The 20,416-nt window shown below is 49.2% G+C and carries 22 protein-coding genes; 4 read left to right on the top strand and 18 right to left on the bottom strand.

The features are described from left to right. Positions 1 to 271: 271 nt before the first annotated feature. Entirely contained in the window at positions 272 to 1,108 is an 837-nt protein-coding gene (locus ACTHPM_RS16445) for a DUF4405 domain-containing protein (protein WP_440396704.1), read from the bottom strand. Positions 1,109 to 1,238: 130 nt separating this feature from the next. Here ACTHPM_RS16445 and ACTHPM_RS16440 point away from each other — a divergent pair, with 130 nt between their 5' ends. Further along, a complete protein-coding gene (locus tag ACTHPM_RS16440) occupies positions 1,239 to 2,003 on the top strand; it encodes a YheC/YheD family protein (RefSeq protein WP_440396705.1) in 765 nt (254 codons plus the stop codon). A gap of 102 nt (positions 2,004 to 2,105) precedes the next feature. Here the strand turns inward: ACTHPM_RS16440 and ACTHPM_RS16435 are convergent, their stop codons facing one another. The 12 genes from ACTHPM_RS16435 to ACTHPM_RS16380 form a co-directional block, all read right to left on the bottom strand. Next, positions 2,106 to 2,438, bottom strand: a complete 333-nt coding sequence (locus ACTHPM_RS16435; protein ID WP_440396706.1) for a hypothetical protein — start codon at positions 2,436 to 2,438, stop codon at positions 2,106 to 2,108. Positions 2,439 to 2,669: 231 nt separating this feature from the next. Further along, positions 2,670 to 4,307, bottom strand: coding sequence for a catalase (locus ACTHPM_RS16430; RefSeq protein WP_440396707.1), 1,638 nt, complete (start codon positions 4,305 to 4,307; stop codon positions 2,670 to 2,672). A gap of 75 nt (positions 4,308 to 4,382) precedes the next feature. Then, positions 4,383 to 5,876: a leucine-rich repeat domain-containing protein gene (locus tag ACTHPM_RS16425; RefSeq protein ID WP_440396708.1), complete on the bottom strand. Its 1,494-nt coding sequence runs from the start codon at positions 5,874 to 5,876 to the stop codon at positions 4,383 to 4,385. Between the two features lie 66 nt (positions 5,877 to 5,942). Then, a complete protein-coding gene (locus ACTHPM_RS16420; protein WP_440396709.1) occupies positions 5,943 to 7,139 on the bottom strand; it encodes a winged helix-turn-helix domain-containing protein in 1,197 nt (398 codons plus the stop codon). 232 nt (positions 7,140 to 7,371) lie between these two features. After that, positions 7,372 to 8,532 (bottom strand): tryptophan synthase subunit beta, encoded by a 1,161-nt coding sequence (trpB, locus tag ACTHPM_RS16415; protein ID WP_440396710.1) that lies wholly within the window; start codon positions 8,530 to 8,532, stop codon positions 7,372 to 7,374. Positions 8,533 to 8,700: 168 nt separating this feature from the next. Then, complete coding sequence (locus ACTHPM_RS16410; RefSeq protein WP_440396711.1) at positions 8,701 to 9,519, bottom strand: NAD(P)-dependent oxidoreductase; 819 nt, start codon at positions 9,517 to 9,519, stop codon at positions 8,701 to 8,703. 59 nt (positions 9,520 to 9,578) lie between these two features. Then, on the bottom strand, positions 9,579 to 9,956 hold the full coding sequence (locus ACTHPM_RS16405) for a MerR family transcriptional regulator (protein WP_440396819.1): 378 nt from the start codon (positions 9,954 to 9,956) through the stop codon (positions 9,579 to 9,581). Positions 9,957 to 10,134: 178 nt separating this feature from the next. Continuing rightward, positions 10,135 to 10,458, bottom strand: coding sequence for a putative quinol monooxygenase (locus ACTHPM_RS16400; protein ID WP_440396712.1), 324 nt, complete (start codon positions 10,456 to 10,458; stop codon positions 10,135 to 10,137). A gap of 45 nt (positions 10,459 to 10,503) precedes the next feature. After that, complete coding sequence (locus ACTHPM_RS16395; protein WP_440396713.1) at positions 10,504 to 11,595, bottom strand: FAD-dependent monooxygenase; 1,092 nt, start codon at positions 11,593 to 11,595, stop codon at positions 10,504 to 10,506. A gap of 13 nt (positions 11,596 to 11,608) precedes the next feature. After that, positions 11,609 to 12,460, bottom strand: a complete 852-nt coding sequence (locus tag ACTHPM_RS16390; protein ID WP_440396714.1) for an SDR family NAD(P)-dependent oxidoreductase — start codon at positions 12,458 to 12,460, stop codon at positions 11,609 to 11,611. A 343-nt stretch (positions 12,461 to 12,803) separates the two neighbouring features. Beyond that, the gene (locus ACTHPM_RS16385) at positions 12,804 to 13,379 is read right to left on the bottom strand and encodes a TetR/AcrR family transcriptional regulator (protein ID WP_440396715.1); all 576 of its coding nucleotides are present in this window, start codon (positions 13,377 to 13,379) and stop codon (positions 12,804 to 12,806) included. Positions 13,380 to 13,521: 142 nt separating this feature from the next. Continuing rightward, the gene (locus ACTHPM_RS16380; protein ID WP_440396716.1) at positions 13,522 to 14,106 is read right to left on the bottom strand and encodes an NAD(P)H oxidoreductase; all 585 of its coding nucleotides are present in this window, start codon (positions 14,104 to 14,106) and stop codon (positions 13,522 to 13,524) included. Between the two features lie 209 nt (positions 14,107 to 14,315). Here ACTHPM_RS16380 and ACTHPM_RS16375 point away from each other — a divergent pair, with 209 nt between their 5' ends. Beyond that, positions 14,316 to 14,687 (top strand): winged helix-turn-helix transcriptional regulator, encoded by a 372-nt coding sequence (locus tag ACTHPM_RS16375; RefSeq protein ID WP_440396717.1) that lies wholly within the window; start codon positions 14,316 to 14,318, stop codon positions 14,685 to 14,687. 137 nt (positions 14,688 to 14,824) lie between these two features. On the opposite strand, the gene ACTHPM_RS16370 is transcribed toward ACTHPM_RS16375, so the two are convergent. The 4 genes from ACTHPM_RS16370 to ACTHPM_RS16355 all read right to left on the bottom strand — a co-directional run bounded on the left by ACTHPM_RS16370 (position 14,825) and on the right by ACTHPM_RS16355 (position 18,413). Beyond that, positions 14,825 to 15,478 (bottom strand): response regulator, encoded by a 654-nt coding sequence (locus tag ACTHPM_RS16370; RefSeq protein WP_440396718.1) that lies wholly within the window; start codon positions 15,476 to 15,478, stop codon positions 14,825 to 14,827. Then, a complete protein-coding gene (locus ACTHPM_RS16365; RefSeq protein ID WP_440396719.1) occupies positions 15,465 to 16,631 on the bottom strand; it encodes a sensor histidine kinase in 1,167 nt (388 codons plus the stop codon). Before ACTHPM_RS16365 ends, ACTHPM_RS16370 begins: the two co-directional genes overlap by 14 nt. Before the next feature lie 231 nt (positions 16,632 to 16,862). Next, complete coding sequence (locus ACTHPM_RS16360; RefSeq protein ID WP_440396720.1) at positions 16,863 to 17,267, bottom strand: VOC family protein; 405 nt, start codon at positions 17,265 to 17,267, stop codon at positions 16,863 to 16,865. 177 nt (positions 17,268 to 17,444) lie between these two features. Continuing rightward, positions 17,445 to 18,413: a helix-turn-helix transcriptional regulator gene (locus ACTHPM_RS16355; protein WP_440396721.1), complete on the bottom strand. Its 969-nt coding sequence runs from the start codon at positions 18,411 to 18,413 to the stop codon at positions 17,445 to 17,447. 115 nt (positions 18,414 to 18,528) lie between these two features. Between ACTHPM_RS16355 and ACTHPM_RS16350 the strand changes: the two genes are divergently transcribed. Continuing rightward, positions 18,529 to 19,008, top strand: a complete 480-nt coding sequence (locus ACTHPM_RS16350) for a hypothetical protein (protein WP_440396722.1) — start codon at positions 18,529 to 18,531, stop codon at positions 19,006 to 19,008. Between the two features lie 26 nt (positions 19,009 to 19,034). Continuing rightward, complete coding sequence (locus tag ACTHPM_RS16345; RefSeq protein ID WP_440396723.1) at positions 19,035 to 19,511, top strand: GyrI-like domain-containing protein; 477 nt, start codon at positions 19,035 to 19,037, stop codon at positions 19,509 to 19,511. 139 nt (positions 19,512 to 19,650) lie between these two features. Here the strand turns inward: ACTHPM_RS16345 and ACTHPM_RS16340 are convergent, their stop codons facing one another. Beyond that, complete coding sequence (locus tag ACTHPM_RS16340; RefSeq protein ID WP_440396724.1) at positions 19,651 to 20,415, bottom strand: SDR family oxidoreductase; 765 nt, start codon at positions 20,413 to 20,415, stop codon at positions 19,651 to 19,653. Between the last annotated feature and the right edge of the window lies 1 nt (position 20,416).

Genomic DNA, 20,416 nt, shown 5'->3' with positions numbered 1-20,416 from the left:
GGGTTCAGATGCTCCATTGTTGAGATCCAGCCTTGATAAGAATCCTGTATTTCTTGATTCGCTTTGCTTTTGGAGGTGATGAATTCAAATTCGGACGGCGTACCCGGAAGCTTATGCCGGATCCCGGATGTACCCCGTGTATCTTATTTCCATTATAGTGTTCAGTTGTCCTAAAACCACCTACCTTTTACCTGAATTCAGGAAATTCCCTTCGTAAATCAAAAAGATGCAGCGTTATGAGAACGCCCCTTCGGTATAAAAAGATTCGATCCTAACCAGAGACTCTTGGGTTTGCGGCGGTTTTCTTCTTCCGGTAAAGGCTCCATTTCTTCAAATAATAAACCGCTATGACGAACACGGCCATGATTCCGGTATAAGTCAAAATAACGTTAGCGACGCTCACACTACTTCCCTTTCCTTCCCGATGAAATCCGGATGGGCCTGCTCCGAGGGAACGCCTCCCTTCCCTCATTCCGCCCCGTTCTCCATTGCCGAATGCCTGTCTGCCTTCGAAGCCTGCTTGCTGCGTCTTCACGCCAAATGCTGACACCGAGCTTCTCAGATGGCTGACATAGGATGTCTGATTGATCTGGTATACGCCGAACAGCAACACCATCAAAGTCACGCCTTGAGCGGCATACCGCACCCAAGTCCGGCTCTTTTTAACGCCAGTCATTTTCTTGCACATGTTCACGACCCACTGCCAATGCAGCCCGACATGGACTCCGATGAGAGCCAGCACCAAGAAGGATACCGAAATATGAGTCATTTTAAACCAGCCCTCATTGCCTACGTGCATATTCGGAAATACAACGCGGGAAACCATGATTCCGCTGACGATGATGAACGTCATGGAAATAAGAAGCATAAAATTGAATACATAACTGACGCGCAACCTCCAGGACAAGCTCCGGTCGAACATTTTCAACGTGACCTTCTTGACCCACCTCACATTCAGAAGAATATGAGTGAGGTATGCGCCGGCAAAGAAGAGGCCAGCCATTTCATGAAAAGCTAACCCGCCCAACACATTTTTGTTAAAAAACAAAACGAACAACAAGCCCATAACCGTATCAAGCGCAAACTTAACGGCATTTATTTTTTTCACTTCTGGCCACCTCCATATTCATCTGTACTCAATATGAGGCTTGAAACTTAAATGAAACTTAAATGGACGAATACCTCTTATGCCGATCCCTCATTTGGCTTAGAATGACCGTAAAGGATTGAAAAAGGCTGTGATTCTGATCATAAAAAGGGACAAATGGCTTCAATACCGCATCCTTCAGCGTGGGTCCGCTCTCGCCGGAAGGTTGCCAGAAACACGGTTACTGAAGAAGAAGGCTTTGTCGGAGATGCTGCTTCAGTATCAAAGCGTCGTACTGAAACCCCGCGACGGGAGTTACGGAAGGAATATTGTGTTCATCAAACAGAACGGCTCGCATACCTATCGGGTTCGCAACGAAAAAAGTGCGGTCACCATGAAAGATACCGATAAGCTGCTCAAAGAGCTTCGAAACGTAGACAAAGGCTCCGGATATATTGTCCAAAGGCGGCTTCAGCTTGCTCAAATCGGGCGCAAGCCGTTCGACATTCGGATCATGGCTCAGCGCAAAAAGGGCTCTTCATCCACCTGGAACGTGACAGGATCATATGCGAAAGTAGCGGCGCAAGGATATCTGGTCACCAATGTGACTAACCGTCCCCTTCCCGTGCTTGAGGTGCTAAAATTAGCCCGAATCGGCGATCCCCGGCTGCTTGCCGAAGCGGAACAGATCGCATTACTTGCTGCCAAACGGCTGGGAGAGCATTACCCCAAGCTTAGACAAGTCGGGTTTGATATCGGCATCGACAGGGACCGCCGGATCTGGATCATTGAAGGCAATTATCAACCGGACTTGCGCCCATTCAAGCGCATGAAGGATCCCTCAATGCATCGCAGAATATTATGGTATAAGAAACACGGCTATCGGCGTACTCCCGAAGGAAATAGACCGCATTAAGATGTTGTTCTTCCTGCCGATACCAGCCAAAAAGACGACAAGCCTTGTATCTTGGCCTGTCGTCTTTTCATGTTGAAGCCTACACATACCCCGCTTGGGATGTCACTTCCGTCTTGCTTTGCCACTTCTGCTAACAACACGCGTCACTTGAAACTTATTGACTCCCACCTGGATAATGGCAAACCGGCTGAACGAAGTTCCGGAAGAAGTATACGGCTCCGCTTCAATATTTCCACTTGGCGTTCGGACGGTTGCGGTGATTCTGGTCACCAAACAGACGCCGCGGCTGGAAGCTACCCAAGTCTCGTCACGCGCGACACTATAATTGTCGTCACTGCAAAAGATCGATGCATATTCCACCTTTCCAAACGCATTAAATGAAGTAGAGTTAAAGATCCGAACCGGATCATAACCGTTAGGTCCTCTAGTTCCCATACTCAAAACCTCCTTTGTTTTGATATGTTCATTAAATGCAATAGAATCCTTTTCGTCAGGTATACATGTGGACAAAGAATAAAAAGTGCGTTAGCCAATGCCTCTCATGTTTGTTGATCAATGATTCGAGTCATTTAGGATACGGTTCCATGCAACCCCTTAAACGGCAAAAAAGAAGGTCACCCGGTTGATTCAACAGGGTAACCTTCTTCATGATTTAAAGATCCATGATTAATAAGGATCCGCTTCGTGGCTTTTCTTCACTGCGTTTTTGACTGCTTGATTCGCATCGACCGAGCCTTCGCCGTATTTCGAAATCCCCGCATCCCGGCCTGGAACTTTGTATTCCGTATGGGTCTGTTCGATTTCCTTCGTTTTCTTGGCGATTCCTTCCTTCACACGACGGCCGTAGTCTTCATCGGCTTGCGTAAAGTGTTCGATCATGGCCTCCTGGATGCGCTGATCGCAAACCGCAAGGGCTTCGGACAGGTTCTTGATCAATTCCTCGCGTGCCCAGTCTTCTAAACTGCGATACGTGTCACCCGCTTGACCGTAGTTGTTCGGACGATCAATAGGCTCGCTCATCACCGCCGCATTGTATGTAGGACGGTGCGGGGGACGCTCTTCCTTACTTGCCTCCTGAAGGCCGCCAATCATGGACGGTTCATAGTTAATATGCGGACTTTCTCCCGACTCCTTCGGATTGCGGGTATCCATTTGGCCCCGCTGTTGGTTCGTATGAACAGTCGTTTTCGGTGCATTCACAGGCAATTGCAAATAGTTGGAGCCTACGCGGTACCGCTGGGTGTCGGAGTAAGAGAAGGTGCGGCCCTGTAACATTTTATCGTCGGAGAAGTCCATTCCATCGACAAGAACGCCTGTCCCAAAGGCGGCCTGCTCGATTTCTGCATGGAAATCCACCGGATTGCGGTCAAGAACCATGCGGCCTACTGGCCGCCAAGGAAATTTATCTTCCGGCCAAAGCTTCGTATCATCCAACGGATCAAAATCGAGTTCCGGGTGGTAACCATCCTCCATGATTTGAACGAAAAGCTCCCATTCCGGAAAATCTCCGCGCTCAATGGCCTCATACAAATCTTGTGTCGCATGGCCTACATTTTTTGCCTGAATGGAGTCCGCCTCATCCTGGGTTAAATTACGGATTCCCTGCTTAGGCTCCCAGTGATATTTTACAAGCACCGCATCGCCTTGATCGTTTACCCATTTATAGGTGTTTACGCCAGACCCCTGCATATGACGGTACGTTGCGGGGATTCCCCAAGGGGAGAACAGAAAGGTTATCATGTGGGTAGCCTCGGGTGTGCGGGAAACGAAGTCGAACATCCGCTGTGGGTTGGGTACGTTCGAAGCCGGGTCCGCCTTAAATGCATGGATCATATCGGGAAATTTCATCGCATCGCGAATAAAGAAGATCTTCAAATTATTTCCCACCAGATCCCAGTTGCCGTCCTCCGTATACATCTTTATCGCAAAGCCGCGTGGATCTCTTGCTGTCTCCGGCGAGTCCTTCGCCCCCGCTACGGTAGAGAATCGGGCCATTAACGGTGTTCGCTTGCCGGCCCCGGAGAATACCTTCGCCCGGGTATATTTCTCAACCGGCTCGTCCCCAACCTTCCCATAGGTTTCAAAATATCCAAAAGCCCCTGATCCGCGGGCATGAACCACCCGCTCCGGGACTTCTTCCCGGTCGAAGTGGGAAATCTTTTCGATAAAGTGGTAATTCTCAAGTGTAGCCGGTCCCCGGTTACCAACGGTCCTGATATTCTGATTATCCGTAACGGGATGTCCCTGACGTGTCGTTAAGGTTTCGCGATGTACGTCTTGATGTTCCTTCTGTTCCTCAGACATAAAATTCCCACCTCCAGTTTTATCATTAAAATATTACCCTTGGATGGGGGATTTATGCAGTCGCGAGCATTACATTTAATTCTCGAATATGATGACCATTTTTTTGCTGCTTAAATATTCAACGGAAGTATCCAGCTGCTCCGATACAAAGCGTACAGGGACGAAAGTGCTGTTGTTTTTCTGCAGTAATGGAGCGTCAAACATCAGGATTTGCTGGTTTACCTTGACCTGCTTATTCCCCACACGCCAACGAATCGTTTTACCGTCCTTTTGAATCGTTACCTCTTTCGTATTCTGGTTCCAGCTTACACTAGCCCCAAGCTTCTCGGAAATGAACCGAATCGGCACATAGGTACGGCCTGTCTGAATGAATGGCGCTGCGGTGATATTGTAGATCCTGTCGCCCAAATAGGCTGTCTTGCTGCCGATCGTCAAGCGTTGGGTCTTATGCTGAGACCTAGTACCATAAGGATCTGCATTCAATTTTGTAAATATTTTATTCGTTTGGGTTCCCTGGCTTAAGTCCAAAAAGTTATCGCTCAACTGCAGTCCGTATCGTTCCGCCCCCGTATCCCAATGAAAATCATAGCTGTGATACTGAATGGGCTCCAGATTCCACACCCGGTTGTTGTTCAAATAGAGGATGCTTAGGGATTTCAGATTTCTTAACGGTTCCAGATTCCACACTCGGTTGTTATCCAAATAGAGCGTACCAAGCTGATTCAAATGTTGTAACGGTTCTAAATCTTTAATCTTGTTCGAGGATAAATCCAGTGTAAACAAGTTTGTTAATTTCGCTAACGGGGCAAGACTCTCGATGTTATTATGGTTCGCAGAGAGCATTCCGAGATTACTCAATCCCTCCAGCATCTTCAGATCCGTAACCTGGTTTCCGTTAATCCCCAGATACGTCAGACTTTTGGACAGCATCCGCAGCGTCGACAAATCCTTGATTTTATTGTTGGATACATCCAGATATGCCAGACCTCTTATGCTGCCGAGGGGAGCGATGTCTTCAATCGCATTGTCGCTCATTCTCAAATACTTTAATTCTGCGGCACCGGAGAGCGCTTGAACATTCGAAATTTGATTGTGGTCGATGTCGAGCTCGATCAGATTGGGCAATTGTTTCACGCCATCCAAGGATGAGATCTGATTCCAGCTTACCTCCAGATGTTTCATCTCTTTCAGAGCTGACAATCCCTCAATGGATGAGATTTGGTTGGATTTGAGGCTGAGATTACGAATTTTTGAAAGTTTCTTTAGCGGCGTCAGATCCGTAATTTCGTTGTTGTCTAGATTGAGTTGCGTGACATTAACAGCATACTCCAACCCTTGCAGATCTTGAATGCCTTTACCTGATAGAGATACTTCAGTGAGAGATTCTAAATCCGCTTTGGTCAGGGGTTCATCGCCTTTTAAACCCAACCACGAATGAATCGCTTGTTCGAGATGAGAATCTTTGATAACTCGTTCATGGTCCGACGCTTCCATTGAAGCTTGTCCCGGAAGGACCATACTTAGGACAAAAATAAAAATAAATAAGCCTGCAGCAATACGTTTATTCATGATGAGGGTTCCTCCATTTGCCTGTATTATTTCTATAGTACCCCGAGCTTTGGGATAAGAACAGGCCTAATGGGATATGGACTCTGCCGAAATCGTCTCACACCCGCTCCATAAGGCAAATTTCTGGATACATTTATTCAAGGCTGTTCGCAAATGCGTGGTTTGCTTCACGCCCTTCTCATACCAGATGTTTTTAACAACGAGTGTTCCCGTTTTTCGCTCCACGATGATTTCTGCTCTTCCAATGAAGCTCTCTCCATATAATAGGGGCAGCACATAATAGCCGAATTTCCGTTTGGCTGCAGGCGTGTAAATCTCCCAGGTGTAATCGAAGCCAAATAATTGGCTGATCAGTTTTCTGTCCCATATGAAATTATCCAGAGGAGCAACAAGCTCGCAGCGCAGCTTGGGCTCCGGATTGAGTAGAACGGCTTCGACAAGCGGTACATCCTCCGCGAGGCAGTACAACATATCCTTCATGTGTTCCACGGCAACAGCAACAATGCGAGCTTCGTGTAATAGCTGGCGAAAAACCTCGTTGCGCTGTGCTGCTTTGAGCCCCCATATATTCAGCCATGCATCTGACGCACGATTCCACAAGAGACCCACAGCGCCGATTCGGCGCAGTACTCGCCACTTATAATGCTCCAGATCATCCTCCAGCGGCTCTGATGCATTCAGCAGATCGGCCGGTATGTACTTCTTGGCTAAATCGTAGTATTTACGCGTTCCTTTCTTATGATGGATAATCAACTCCCCCGTCGAATACATCTGTTCCAGCACCGACCGGGATGAATTGTTTCCACCGCTCCAATGGATGGCCGACCGCCAAGCGAAATCTCCATCCAATTCCAGATCATCCGAACTTAGCGCACCGTGATTTTCGATATGAGTTCGCACTTGTGCTGTCAACGCTTCCATTTCCGGATAGCGCTTCGCATGTTGCCTCGCGGCTTGCCTGTATCGCTCAAAATACGGCCAGTCCTCGACAGGGATGATCGCCAGGTTCTTGTCGGGATAATCGACAAGGCTTCTATCCTCATACAGCAGCTCGGCGAGCATTCCTTTGGTGAATCCCTTGATACGCGACTGCAGCACCAATTCAGCGTTTTTCCCGCAAACATCGATGGGGTCGAATTGAATGCAGCCGGCCTGCCGGGCAAAGTCCAATACGCCCTGCTTCCCGATGAATTTATATTCGCCCAAAAGTCCATGCTTCATCAACAGAAATTGCCGTGCCTGGCGGTTTGCTAATTGGATCATGTTCACACCTACCTCGAGATTTGTACAATCAGCTACTAGCCTCTAACTTTAAGGAGTACCTACCAAGGATTGAACCCCAGAACCCCCTCTTTTATCATACAAAGTATGGACTCGAAATAAAAGGAAAATAACAAACATTTGTTCCCGATCCAAAATGCAGCCGGACACGACCAATTTTGTAAATAAAAAGCCGCCAGATCCTCGATCTGACGGCCTAAACACCTCTCGCATATTATTTAAGCATTTCAAACACCTGTTCAACATCCTTGTCTCCTCGGCCAGACAGGTTCACGATGAGAATTTGATCCATGCCCATCGTCGGTGCTAACTTCTTGGCGTATGCAACCGCGTGCGCGCTTTCGAGAGCAGGGATAATTCCCTCCGTGCGGGACAGCTCTTGGAAGGCTTCCAGCACTTCCTCATTGGTGACGGTGACATATTCAGCCCGTCCTGTCACCTTCAGATGGCTATGCTCCGGTCCGATCCCCGGATAATCGAGCCCCGCAGCGATCGAATACGTCTTTTGCGGCTGGCCTTCTTCGTCCAACAGCACTAAGCACTTGAAGCCGTGTATGACGCTGGGCACACCCTGAGTTAAGGTTGGCGCTTTGTCGGGCTCGACGCCAATTAAACGGACGCCCGGTTCGTCGATGTAATGGGCGAATGCACCAATCGCGTTGCTGCCGCCGCCCACGCATGCTACCACTGCATCCGGCAAACGGCCTTCCTTCTCCATCATCTGCAGCTTCGACTCTTCGCTGATGACCGCCTGGAAGTGTTTGACCATCGTCGGGAACGGGTGCGGACCCACCGCGGATCCGAGCAAATAAAACGTATTTTGATAGTTTCTAACCAGATCGTCCAGCGCTTCATCCACCGCGTCCTTCAGGCGGCCCTGGCCCTTATGAACCGGAACGACGGTTGCGCCGAGCAGTTCCATCCGGAACACATTCAGCGCTTGGCGGCGCATATCTTCAGCTCCCATGTAAATGACGCAATCCATATTAAACATGGCGCAAGCCGTTGCTGTAGCGACACCGTGCTGTCCGGCACCCGTCTCGGCAATAATCCGCTTGGCTCCCATCCGCTTCGCCAGCAGAATCTGGCCTATCGCGTTGTTAATCTTATGCGCTCCCGTATGATTCAGATCCTCGCGCTTTAAGTAGATCTTGGGGCCACCCCAAGCCTCGGACAGCCGCTCGGCATACGTTAGCGGGCTCTTGCGACCAACATATTCACGCAGGTAATAGCTAAGCTCTTCCTTGAAGTCTGGATCGTCTCGAAACTTGTAAAATTGCTCACTTAAATAGTTCAGCACTTCCTGCAATTCCGGCGGGACAAAGCTGCCTCCGAACTCTCCGAAGTATCCCTCTTGCTGCAATTGTTGGTCCATAAGTATGCCTCCCTAACGATTAATAGGTCATCCATGCATACCATATTATCATGAAACCTAGCTTCTGAAGAGATGATTCCTTTCCAGAATCAAGAAAATAATGTTGCTTGGGAGCCCCGTAAAATCATCGATCGTTGCCAACGTTTTGCCTCCTCCATTCAGGGTCTTTTAACTGCTCCGATCTCCTTCTTGCAGCATATCAAGGAGCAGGCTGGCAAGCGGGGCTGGATATTGTGAATTATGCGCCGCCGACAGCAAGAGGCCGACATCTTTCTGCGGAATTTTACTTTCGGCTATGGATAATTTCTCGGCTATCACTTTGCCATAGCTTTGATAAATTGGGGCGGGAAACAGTGTGCTGGTAAGCATATTGACCGCCGCTGTGGGATCAACTCCGCAGCGCTCGGCTATTCCTAATGCTTCCTCCAGTGAGCGTGCAGCAGAGACGATAAGGAAGTTACCGATCAGTTTGACGAGTACAGCTGAACCGGTCTCCTCGCCAAAGTCAAAGATCCCTTTAGCTCCCATCGCTTCCAGCAGCGGCCGTACCCGCTCCTTCGCTTCCTGAGGACCGGCTACCGGAACCCACAATTGCTTGGCGACGGCTGCCTCCGGCCGTCCATAGATAGGCGCCTCTACATAGACGGAACCATGCCGCGCGTGCAGGTCGGCCAGCTTCCGGCCCGTTTCCGGCGAAACCGTGCTCATTGACACATGAATACCACCCGGCCCCAGGCGATCCAGGAAATCCTCACTGCTAACGATCTCTTCCACTGCTTCATCATTCCACACCAAGGTAACGACAATACCACCCGTCGTCACGGCATCAGCCGGGCGGGCCGCCTGCAGCGCGCCTTGGGCCACAAGAGGCTCCGCTTTTTCTGGGGTGCGGTTGTATACAGTCAACGCATATCCTGCTTGGAGCAGATTCGTTGCGACGGGCAAGCCTAGCAGTCCGAGTCCGATAAATCCAATGTTTTCTCTCATCATTTAACCTCCACAGGATATTAAACATGACGTTAACGTCATGTTTTGGTCAAAAAAAATTATTCTCGATCATTGGCCTCGAGCCATTGCTCGAAACGTTCTATGTGTGACAGCAAATCACTTCGAAACTGCCCAAGCGCTTCAAGCTTCTCGTCCGTATCGGCCAAATGCTGGCGTAGGATGCCGAGGACTTTCCGCTTCGGAAGCACCCCGCTCGTATCCGTAAAATAAAGCTCGATTGTGTCCCGGATTTCCTCCAAACTTAAGCCAATCTTCTTCAACTGATCAATCTTACGCAGACGAGCAACCGTTTCTTCCGTGTAGTAATGATGACCATTGCCTTCGCGCTCGCCAGTTGGAAGCAATCCAATGCTCTCGTAATAGCGAACCGTGCGCTGGGTTACACCGGCTCGTTCTGTCAAATCACCAATGCGCATGCGGTTCAAGATGTATCACTCCTTCCAAGGTATAATATAACGTTAACGTCATGTTTGCATGATAGCATCTGAATTGGGAAATGTAAATAAAGGAAATAAAGGGGAGTTAAGGGATGTTTTTTTAAAGTCTCCAGGAATAGCTGGAGACTTATTGGAAGATACCACTCCGCCTTGCATTTTACTGCGCTGGGCGGAACGGCTGCAGGAGCCGAATCCCATCCTCGATGGATCCCTCCATCAGTTCTAAGAGCTGGGGCACCAGTTCCTGCATCCGGGGGGCGCTCAGGTGCCGATCGAGAGCGTCCCGGTTTTCCCAGCGCTCGTAGATGATGAATGTGCCAGGCTGGCCCTCTACCTCGTGAGCCTCGTAGTCAATGTTGCCCAGGTCGTTGCGCGAGGGGGTGACAGCAGCCGTCATGAATGCCTTCATCTCGGCTTCTCTCCCGGCCCTAGCTCTCGCCTCCCAGAGTACAGTAACGTTGCGGTTCTTTGTATCGTTCATGCGAATTCCTCCTAATTTAGATATACTTCGTATTTTTTAATGCTGTTATGATCGTCCAAAAGAGTGATTAAAGCCTTGGCCCGCAAGAACGTCTTGACGAACCACATCCAAACGGCGTGTTTGGTATTCACCCAACGCTTGGGTTATCGAATTCGGATACCGTTTAATGGAGTCCATAATGGCAACCGTATCATCAAGGGAGTCATTAAAGCCCGCGCCCGTCATGGGTGACATGGTATGGGCTGCATCGCCGATTATGGCTATTCTTCCTTTTGACAATATATTAGGGATGTATTCATTAACAGGTGCCCCGATTAAACTGCGGTCCTTAATCGCGATTTGCAAAATGGCATCATCTTCTTTATTCCAATTTGCTCGGCTGGTTTGTGATAGTTCTTCCAGAAGCGCATCCGGAATAGCTTCACCGTATAAGGAATGCTGGGCAACCCCGTCCTTTAACACGCCTAATTCAGACAGCAATGGATTATGCGAATGATCAAACCAGCAAAAACCTATCCATCGCTGCCCAGGATTGGTCCCCCCCTCTCTGCCTGGCATCACCGCAGTTGTTAATGTACCGGCAGCACTATTGTTGAAATATGCGCTCGAAAGTTGCCGTTTTGTCCAGTCCTTCTTTGGCAGCAGTTCTTCGTCCACCTTCCCTACCCAAACCAGGTAGCCAGCATAATCTGCGAATGGTTTGTCGGGGTTTACATAGCGGCGGACAATACTGCGATATCCATCTGCGCCAATCAAAAAGTCTCCTTTAAACGTCTGCCCCTCTTCACTGGTAGCCCAAGCAGATGATTCATTTTGCCCAACACGAACAATTCGTGTATTGTGCTGAAGGATGATGTCAGGTTCTTTAGCCACCGCACAACGCAAACGTTCTTGAATGGCTGACCAGGCTTCAACATGGTTGTTACCATTGGATGCCAAGTGTCTTAATTCCCGTTCAATTTCACTATTACGATAAGGCTTTGTGTGTAAACGAATAAAAGCACCATTTCTTAACGATGAATCTGCACGTTCAAGAATGGTAACGGTATAACCAGAACGAGATAACGCAAGCCCCATCATTAGACCACCTAAAGATCCACCTACAATAATGGCATGTTCAAACTGTTTTTGTGGCATCGTCATTCTCCCGTTACTGCAATTTCATCTGGCTGCGGAGCATCCGATCAAGGAGTCTGTCCGGGAGAATACGGACCAGTCGGGTCAGCAGTGCCGAATCGCGGCCGACCGTATAGCGGGTGCGCGGCTTACTGACGTGGATTGCTCTTGAAACCACTGCCGCCACTTTCTCGGGGCGGATCCCGTCCGTTGCCCACGTTTCAGCCTGAGCCTTCACGGCATCAAAGAGACGATCATGGCGCCTGTGCTGGTCGGGTGTCATTAACTTGGCCAGCCGCTCCGCTGTCGTAATCCCTTGTTCCGACAAGCCCGTGCTGACCCCGCCCGGAGTGATCATGATAACCTTGAATCCAAACGAGGACATCTCTCTGCGAAGACTGTCATTGATCGCTTCCATAGCATACTTGGCGGCCGAATAAATTCCGAAACCGGGCATGGAGACCTTGCCCCCAAGCGAACCGATATTGACCACGCGCCCGCCGCTGTTCAGCAAGGCCGGGGTAAGCGCCTGAATAACCGCGACCTGTCCGATCACGCTGACTTCGATCTGGCGGCGAAATTCATCGAGCGGCACCATCTCGAGAGGTGCATTAACGGCAATGCCGGCATTGTTGACCACGGCCCGCAAAGGGCGACCAAGCGGATCCTGCTCCACCCGTTCTGCCAGCGCCTTTAGTGTCTCGACTTTGGTAACGTCGACGATCACCGGCTCGATATTTTTGCTGTTGAATTTGTCGGCGTCTTCCTGACGACGTACTCCCGCCAAAACGTGAAACCCTTCAGCGGCGAGCTGCTCCGCGGTAGCCCTGCCGATGCCGCTGGACGTACCTGTGACGACGACCAGCTCTTGAGTTTTGAATGACATAATAACCCTCCTAAGTTTGGATAAGATTTTGATCACGATATAGCACTGCTATACGGGTATTATAGCACCGCTATACAAGACTGTCTATAGCGGTGCTATATATTTTCTGGAAAAGTTGTCCTGCGGTCCGAACATCGTTTGACGGGCGCTGCGTGAGGCACTCGGCGAGCCACATTTCACCTGTCACACAACAGGAATCCAAGGGAACTAATGCCCTCATCCTCCAAACGTAAAAAAGACCGCCATCCTCCTGGAGATCCAGGTTGGATAGGCGATCTTTCTTATGCGTCTTTCTACATTGGGGCTATGCCTGGGGTCGCCAGGCTCTGTCACCCGAATCCCTCTATTTAGAATCGGGGTCCGGCCTTTGGATCAAAATGATCTGCATTACGCTTTCCCGAATGAGATCCACGACGTCGGGTTGAGGCGGGGGTGCCTTACGAATCTGGGCCGTCACATACAGCCAGGAGGCCGTATTGGCGGAAGCCCAGACCAGATCCGCCGCAGTCTCGGTTGACACAGCCAGTTTGCCTTCGGCATCGGCTCTCTGAATATTTTGCACCAGTGCCTGGTACGACTGATCTGCCGCCTCGATATGGGCGCCCTCGAGCAACCGCCCCATCATCGCCGCATAAATCCGAGGACGGGCTGCCGCGAAGCGGACATAGTCATCCCATCCTTGACGAAGAGCCATCTCTGGAATGGCCGACTCCACAGCGGCAATCTTGCTTTGAAATAACTGTTTGAATGCTTCCACTATGGCTGCACTCAGGAGTCCATCGGCATTGCCGAAATGGTGGTAGAGCGTGGGAGCCGTAACCTGTGCGATCGCCGTTACGGCTCGCGTCGAGAATTGGGCTCCGCCCTCCTCTTCGAGTACCTTAAGAGCAGCTGCCAATATCTTGTCATATGTGTTCATACGCCCATTATAGCAGTGCTATACGCGTATGTCCATGGCGAAGGTTGTACGCATATCCCCCAAAGGTGCTGCCGCAGGCAGCCGCTTGTTACGTGCGCCGCCTGTCCATCTGCCAAGTATGCCCATAAAGCTCAGACTTCGCTTAATGCTGCTGTTCCTCGGCATAATGGAGTCCTAATTGATAGGCTTGGTTAAGCAGCAGCTCATAATGACTGGAATCGGAATCCAGTGTCTCATACAGGAATTCAACCCTGGAATTCGAAATACCGCAATAATCAGCAATCCCTACATTGAGCATATGAGTCATCATGTCATCATAGCTGCGCTTTTTCATCTGTTCTTGGGATACGCCCGCCAAACCAATCCACAAGACCTGCTGATGATGAAGCTGGTTCGAGCCGTACGCAAACCCATTGTTCCATACCCGGTCAATATAACCTTTGAGCATGGCTGGCAAATGCCACCACCATATCGGAAAAATAAATGCCAAGGCATCATGCTCCTTCATTCGCCGGATTTCCATTTCCACCTGAGGGGAAAAAGGCTGCTCCCCAGCTGACCAATCCGGTTCATCTACTCCCTTTAAAACAGGGTCAAAGTTGATCTCGTGTAAATCCAATATCTCATAGTCGTGACCCGCCTCGGCCAGACCTTGTACGAAACGATCGACCACCTTAAAGGTAAAGGAATCTTTTCTCGGATGCGATACCACGCATAACACTCTCATGCTTCATCACTACCTTTCCCAAGAGCTGACTTGTAGCCATGATTCATGGCTGATGCTATTATAAACAGGACTAGAATAACCTGGAAGTACGCACTTTCAAGTTCTATAGGAAGATACAGGTGCCATAGGAACATGGAAGTGCCCTGGATTCGTTGCCCTAAAAGTTATGTTCTTAGGAAGATCACATCCTTGTAATGGAGGAACAGAAGATGACGGAACAGAGGGAGAATAGCGTTCCAAAGAAGTATAAGGTTGGAGTAGAGGCGGCACTCGAAGTCATGGGCGGAAAATGGAAGCCTTTAATCATCTATCATTTAATGTCAGGACCGAAACGGACTTCTGAGCTTCGCCGGTTAATGCCCGACATTACGCAGAAAATGCTGACCACTCAGCTCAGAGGCCTGGAGAAGGATGAAATTGTTGCACGAAAGGTTTATAACGAGATCCCGCCTAAAGTGGAGTATACGTTAACTTCCTACGGCTGGGGGTTAAAGCCCGCGCTAGACCATTTATGCTATTGGGGAGAAGATCACCTGGAAAAGGTCTATGGCGACAAATCCAAGGTTTTGGAAGAGTTTTGATGCTCCAAATTGAAATTCACAGAATACCTGTTCCAAGTAGCAAGCCCTAGCCCATATGGAACGCAGGCTAAGGCTCCTATATGGTTTGGTAGCTTGAGAAAGTCATAAAGAAAGAATGCGGTTTAGTCATGATTGGGCTAATTCTGATCCAGTATTCCCGATTCCCGGGCTTTACGGGCAGCCTCCCGCCGTCCGTTCACTTGAAGCTTCGAATAAATCGTTGATATGTAATTCTTAACGGTCCCTTCGCTAAGAAACAGCGCCTCAGCGATGTCTTGATTACGCAGGCCGCCAGCCAGCTTATGCAGTACTTCAATCTCACGAGCGCTGAGCCCGTATTCATTACTTTTCGCAGCGGAAGAACTGTTCAGGTTGATGCGTTTGATCATTTTGTTCGCCATCTCCTGCGTGATTAAGGTTCCTCCTGCATGAACCACCCGTATGCCTGCAGCAAGATCCGTGGGATGAATAGCCTTAAGCAGATACCCTTCCGCTCCATGGCTTAATGCTGCAAGCACATATTCTACTTCCTGATACGAGGTTAATATTATAATTTTGATACCCGGCATACGCTTCTTAATCTGGGCCGTTGCAGCCACGCCGTCCATGACGGGCATATTAATATCCATCAGCACAAGGTCCGGCTGAACCTGCTCACAGCCTTGAATAGCTTCCTCCCCATTTTTGGCCAGCCCGACAATCTCAATATCCTCTTGCATGGACAGCACGATATTTAAACTCTCCAGTATTAACTCCTGATCATCGGCAATCAGCACTTTAATGTTCGCCATGCAGCAGCACTCCTTTCAGCGGAATTTCACATCTGACTTCGGTGATCGCCTCAGATTCCTCTTTAGAATGCACGGACAAGCTGCCTCCCAATTGCTCAATTCGATGCTTCATCGTTGTGAGGCCAAACCCGTAATCCAGCTTTTTAATGAGTTGGCCGTTATTTTGGACAATCACTTGTAGCGTGCTCTCGCCAAACTCAAGCTCCAAATGCAATTGAGTGGCTTTTCCATGCTTTAATGCGTTCGTAAAGGATTCCTGTATGACCCGAAGGATCGTTTGCCGCACTTCAAACCGCATCTTAGGCTCTGTCCCGAGCAGATTGACGGTCAGTGCCGTGCCAGTGTGCTCCTGAAAACGGGTTACAATCGACCTTACCTGTTCCGTCAGACTCGACTCCTCTTCTTCCCCCATCTCATGGACAATGTTCCGCATGTCGTCCAGATTTTGTTCAGCTAGTGCCCTTAAGCGGATTAACCGGTCTCTGACCTCTTCAGGCTTGCGATCCAGAAGAGCAATCGAAGCATCAAGGCTCATAATGAGTGAGATAAAAGAGTGCCCCAATGTATCATGAAGCTCCTTGGACATGCGGTTCCGTTCTTCATGCAGCGTCATTTTCTCGATCTCCGCAGTGTAGAGCGTCAACAGCTTATTTTGCTGTTCCACTTGAAGTGCCAGTTCATTTTTTTCCTTATACGCTTTGGCTACGGAGCTCGCCCATATGCCGATAAAGCAGAACAACAAATTGTCTGTTGCGAAACTAAAGGCCTGCTCCCACGTGTAAGACTGCGTTAAAAAAGGAATAACAGCCAGAACCGGTATGACCCAAAGCGTCTGCTTCGTCAATAAGTATCCCATGATAAGACTCAGCAGCAAATAATCTGCTCTTGAACTTAAGTCCGGATGGATGACCGAATTCACATAATAAGAACCACCCACCAGAAGCTCCATGATGCAGAACCAGGTCTTGTTATTTCTCCGCCCGGGGAACCAGAACAGCTGAGGGACTACAATCGCCAGGATCAGCCAGATGATGTTCACTACCGTTAGGATCGAAAATTCAGTTTCTACAAATAGACGGGAGGCCAGCAAAATATAATGCCAAAAACGAAGGGCAAATATGCCCCAATCCATAAAGGACAATATCTTTTTCATATCTTCATCCTACAGGAAATTAGGAATTCTGGGGGAGAAATAACCGAATTACGCAAATATTTGATGTCTCTAACCGGGGGGGTTCACCGCCGGCTGTTCCAAATCAGTTTTTGCGATAAATGAAATTCAATTAATTCAAGATCGATGCGGTATCATCCATGGAGGTACGCAATGCGATGTAACCGCTTGACAGCTCGGTCCCAATTCGTATTGGTGCGTAATATCAGCTATTCAATGCCTGCCATTGAACCGTTTAATTGCTTCCTCAGTCACCGGCTCGAAGAGGTTGACAAGGTTGCCGTCGGGATCACGGAACAGCATAGAACGGTTCCCCCACGGCATCGTGGTCGGTTCTTTTACCCAATCATCGACAAATGATTTCAAGCGCGCGTATTCGGCTTCGACATCGTCTACACGGAACTCAATAATGACAGTATGATTATTGGCTGCCATTACGGAACCAGCGCCGAATAGCTGCGCCGTCTGGGAGTGGCCGATTGCCAGGGTACATGATGGCACAACGAGTTCGGCAAAAACAGGCGCGGGGCGCTCCGCCGAAACACACAAGACTTTTTCGTAGAACTCGACGAGACGACCTACGTCGTTAGTAATAATGCGTACAGAAGCGAAATTCACAAGATATCATCCTTCCCATAATCCTTTAAGTTCACATACCCGATAATAAAACAACGTTGCTGACAGCGTTATGTCAGTAGCGCTGTAACATTTTTGGGGCATCCCTGTTTCCATATCAAAAAAGATGCCGCTCGAATGAGCGGCTTTTTCGGCGTAGTGCCTCATGATTTAGGGTCCTTACCTCTTTTTCCATAATGCTAAACGCTCCTCCAGAATGGCGCGCAGTTCTTCGGGAATCCGTTCAAACTCGGTCCCCTTTCCCAGGAACAAAAGCCAATCCGCATAATACGAAAGCGCCTCAGCATCCGTCACATCCAGCTGAACATTGAACATCCCGCTCGACTGAAACATCCCGGTAAGATACAAAATGATCCCCGGCGGGTGCATACGCTTAAAGCGCTGTATTCCGGTCGTATCAAGCTTCACAACAAGATTGGCCTCACGTGCACGACTTCGTTTCTTATTCAATATTTCTTGCTCGGTCCATTTCATCTCCCGCTCCGAAATTGCCGAATCACGGAGCATATCAACGGGCAAATAGCGAAACTCATCCGTATCAAAATCATACACCTCGACCAACCACTGCGCGTTCGAGTTAAAAATATGCAGCAAAAAAACGTCCAACAATTGCGGCCAGCCAGGACTCTGCTCATAAGTCATGCGCAAATGCTTATCCCGCACAGCAAGCGAAATCAGCTGATTCAGCTCCGCAGGAGCTGCATCGTCGAGCTCCAAAAGATTCGGGTTCCCAGGATTGGTGTTTTCGAACAGCAGGATGTTGTTCAGCTCAATCAGCTCATCCTGCTGGGTCTGCGACGCAATACCGATGAGCTTTTCCGTAATTGAGCGGCGGTTCTGCAGATAAGGCAGCTGCGAATTTTTCGAGGCGATAAAGCTGATAAAGATCGCTTTCAGCTCATCCGGCGTGAAGCGGGTGGCGGGCAGATACTGATTTTGCAGGACATGGTAGCCACCTCCGCGACCAATTTCCGTTGTTAGAGGAAAACCCATCGCCTGAATCTCGTTAATATCGCGGATCGCCGTCGCACGGGAAATCTTGAACTCCCGCTGAATCTCGGCAATCGTAAAATGCGCACGGTTATTCATGTAACGCATGATCAGGTTTACTCGTTCCGTTTTTTTCATGACTGTATTGTATCAAAAATACAGCAGATGCGGCAAAAAAGAGTATCATTTTTTGATACATTCAGCAAATAGAATCAAAACTGTAAAGAGTACATCCACAAAGGAGAGATTCAAAATGTCTAACTATTCCATCCAAACCATCTCAGACAACTACAAAATGACGGCTTTCGGTGTTTTTTTTGAAGACTTCAACGATTGGGCGGGTAACGCCGCAAAGACGGCAGCGAAAAAAACCGAAATCACTGACAACGGCAAGCTTGCTGAACTACTCGCGCTCGCTGACGGGCAAGAATATCAAATCAACTATGTCTTCGACGGTAAGGCCTGGCGCGGCTTCGGCGTGAAGGGCGAGTTCGATGTGGAAGGTGCGGTCGTTCTCGATTTCCTCGCTGGCGACTACATCGTCGTTTCCGGCACGGGCGCTGACAAAGACCACCTTGCCGATGAAATCACGGGCAAAGTTTTCGGCGGCATGCTGCAACAAATCACGGACTACAAATACGTCGGGCCGGGAAACTCAACATTCGTTAAAGCAGCTGAAAACGGTGGCTTCTACGGCGAAATGTGGCTTCGTGCACAAAAAGTCGAGGGCTAATCCCCCCGGATCAAAGGAGCACTCCCATGGCAGATTACACGCTTGAACACAAACAATCATTCACATTGACCGCTTACGGTGTTTCACTCCAGTCGAACTTCCAAGACATGACGGCTTTGCAAAAGGAAAAAGCCGAGTTTTGGGGCAGACTCAAGGCTGACGGGCGTTTTAATAAGCTCAAAGACGCCGCAAAGGACGGCCGGGAATGGTCAGTCAATGAGGTTTATCAAGGCAAACCGTGGAATTATTTTGCGGTAGAGGCCGGCAAATCCGTGGCTGATGCAACGCGAATCATCGAGTTTCCGGAGAGCGACTATATCGTAGTCGCAGGAAATGGCGACAAGGAAACGTTGTTTGATCAACTGACTTACCATGCTTTTTACGAAGTCTTGGCCAAAGTCACCGACTATGCTTACATCGGCGGTCCGAATGCGACTTATCGCAATGATAACGGCGACGGCACTTTCTACGGCGAATTTTGGATGCCTGTGGTTAAAAGATAAGGGGCAACGACAACAGGTTTGCCATGACTTACGGTACGATTCAGCTTAACTGCATAACGGCGAAAATACGAAAGGAGCTTGCCACGGCAGCTCCTTTGGGTCGTGTAGAAGCCATTTATGTTATCTGATGATTTAATGACTATAAATGAGATCCCCCTGTCGCATCCAGCAATTGGGCGGTGACGAAACGGCCATCCCGGGATGCAAGAAACGCGACAACATCGGCAATATCGGAGGGTTCTCCCATTCGTCCAAGAGCAACCATGTCGGCAGGCAGCTGTGGCGCTTCTGAAGAATCAAGAAAGTCCGCATTCATGTCGGTTCTAACCAAGCCGGGTAAAACTGCATTTACCGTGATCCCTCGGGAACCCAGCAGTTTTGCCAGATGAAGAGTGAAGGTATTGATTGCTCCTTTTGTTAAGTTATAGGCCATCATAGAAGGGTAGGCAACCCTTGTAACACCCGAAGAAATATTGATTATACGCCCTTCATCGCGCAATCGAGACATCGACTGTTGAACCAAAAAGAATGGCGCCTTGATGTTAACGGCAAAGATTTCATCGAAGGCTGCTTCTGTCGTTTCTTCAAACGATTCCGGTATACCGATACCCGCATTGTTGACAAGTATGTCATAGTGAATATCACCGGTTCGATCCTTGAGTTCCTCATCAAGCAATTGAAGGAGTTGATGAACCCCGGAAACCGAGCCCAGGTTGGCACCGATGGGGAATGCCTCGCCTCCATTCGCGATTATGGCCTCCACTACTTCCCTTGCGGCAGCCTGCTTGCTTCCATAATGAACGGCAACCATTGCACCTTCTCTTGCTAGCCGTAATGAGATTTCTCGACCGATCCCCCTGCTTCCCCCTGTCACCAGCGCCACTTTTCCCTTTAGTCGATTCATG

This window comes from Paenibacillus sp. SAFN-054 (assembly GCF_051966755.1).
Classification (GTDB): Bacteria; Bacillota; Bacilli; order Paenibacillales; family Paenibacillaceae; genus Paenibacillus_AQ.
This window is presented reverse-complemented; position numbering and strand designations above follow the sequence as displayed.

Coding starts and splice junctions, on each gene's coding strand:
- ACTHPM_RS16435 (WP_440396706.1), bottom strand. CDS start 2,438: ATGGGAACTAGAGGACCTAACGGTTATGATCCGGTTCGGATCTTTAAC.
- ACTHPM_RS16430 (WP_440396707.1), bottom strand. CDS start 4,307: ATGTCTGAGGAACAGAAGGAACATCAAGACGTACATCGCGAAACCTTA.
- ACTHPM_RS16425 (WP_440396708.1), bottom strand. CDS start 5,876: ATGAATAAACGTATTGCTGCAGGCTTATTTATTTTTATTTTTGTCCTA.
- ACTHPM_RS16420 (WP_440396709.1), bottom strand. CDS start 7,139: ATGATCCAATTAGCAAACCGCCAGGCACGGCAATTTCTGTTGATGAAG.
- trpB (WP_440396710.1), bottom strand. CDS start 8,532: ATGGACCAACAATTGCAGCAAGAGGGATACTTCGGAGAGTTCGGAGGC.
- ACTHPM_RS16410 (WP_440396711.1), bottom strand. CDS start 9,519: ATGAGAGAAAACATTGGATTTATCGGACTCGGACTGCTAGGCTTGCCC.
- ACTHPM_RS16405 (WP_440396819.1), bottom strand. CDS start 9,956: ATGCGCATTGGTGATTTGACAGAACGAGCCGGTGTAACCCAGCGCACG.
- ACTHPM_RS16400 (WP_440396712.1), bottom strand. CDS start 10,458: ATGAACGATACAAAGAACCGCAACGTTACTGTACTCTGGGAGGCGAGA.
- ACTHPM_RS16395 (WP_440396713.1), bottom strand. CDS start 11,595: ATGCCACAAAAACAGTTTGAACATGCCATTATTGTAGGTGGATCTTTA.
- ACTHPM_RS16390 (WP_440396714.1), bottom strand. CDS start 12,460: ATGTCATTCAAAACTCAAGAGCTGGTCGTCGTCACAGGTACGTCCAGC.
- ACTHPM_RS16385 (WP_440396715.1), bottom strand. CDS start 13,379: ATGAACACATATGACAAGATATTGGCAGCTGCTCTTAAGGTACTCGAA.
- ACTHPM_RS16380 (WP_440396716.1), bottom strand. CDS start 14,106: ATGAGAGTGTTATGCGTGGTATCGCATCCGAGAAAAGATTCCTTTACC.
- ACTHPM_RS16375 (WP_440396717.1), top strand. CDS start 14,316: ATGACGGAACAGAGGGAGAATAGCGTTCCAAAGAAGTATAAGGTTGGA.
- ACTHPM_RS16370 (WP_440396718.1), bottom strand. CDS start 15,478: ATGGCGAACATTAAAGTGCTGATTGCCGATGATCAGGAGTTAATACTG.
- ACTHPM_RS16365 (WP_440396719.1), bottom strand. CDS start 16,631: ATGAAAAAGATATTGTCCTTTATGGATTGGGGCATATTTGCCCTTCGT.
- ACTHPM_RS16355 (WP_440396721.1), bottom strand. CDS start 18,413: ATGAAAAAAACGGAACGAGTAAACCTGATCATGCGTTACATGAATAAC.
- ACTHPM_RS16350 (WP_440396722.1), top strand. CDS start 18,529: ATGTCTAACTATTCCATCCAAACCATCTCAGACAACTACAAAATGACG.
- ACTHPM_RS16345 (WP_440396723.1), top strand. CDS start 19,035: ATGGCAGATTACACGCTTGAACACAAACAATCATTCACATTGACCGCT.
- ACTHPM_RS16340 (WP_440396724.1), bottom strand. CDS start 20,415: ATGAATCGACTAAAGGGAAAAGTGGCGCTGGTGACAGGGGGAAGCAGG.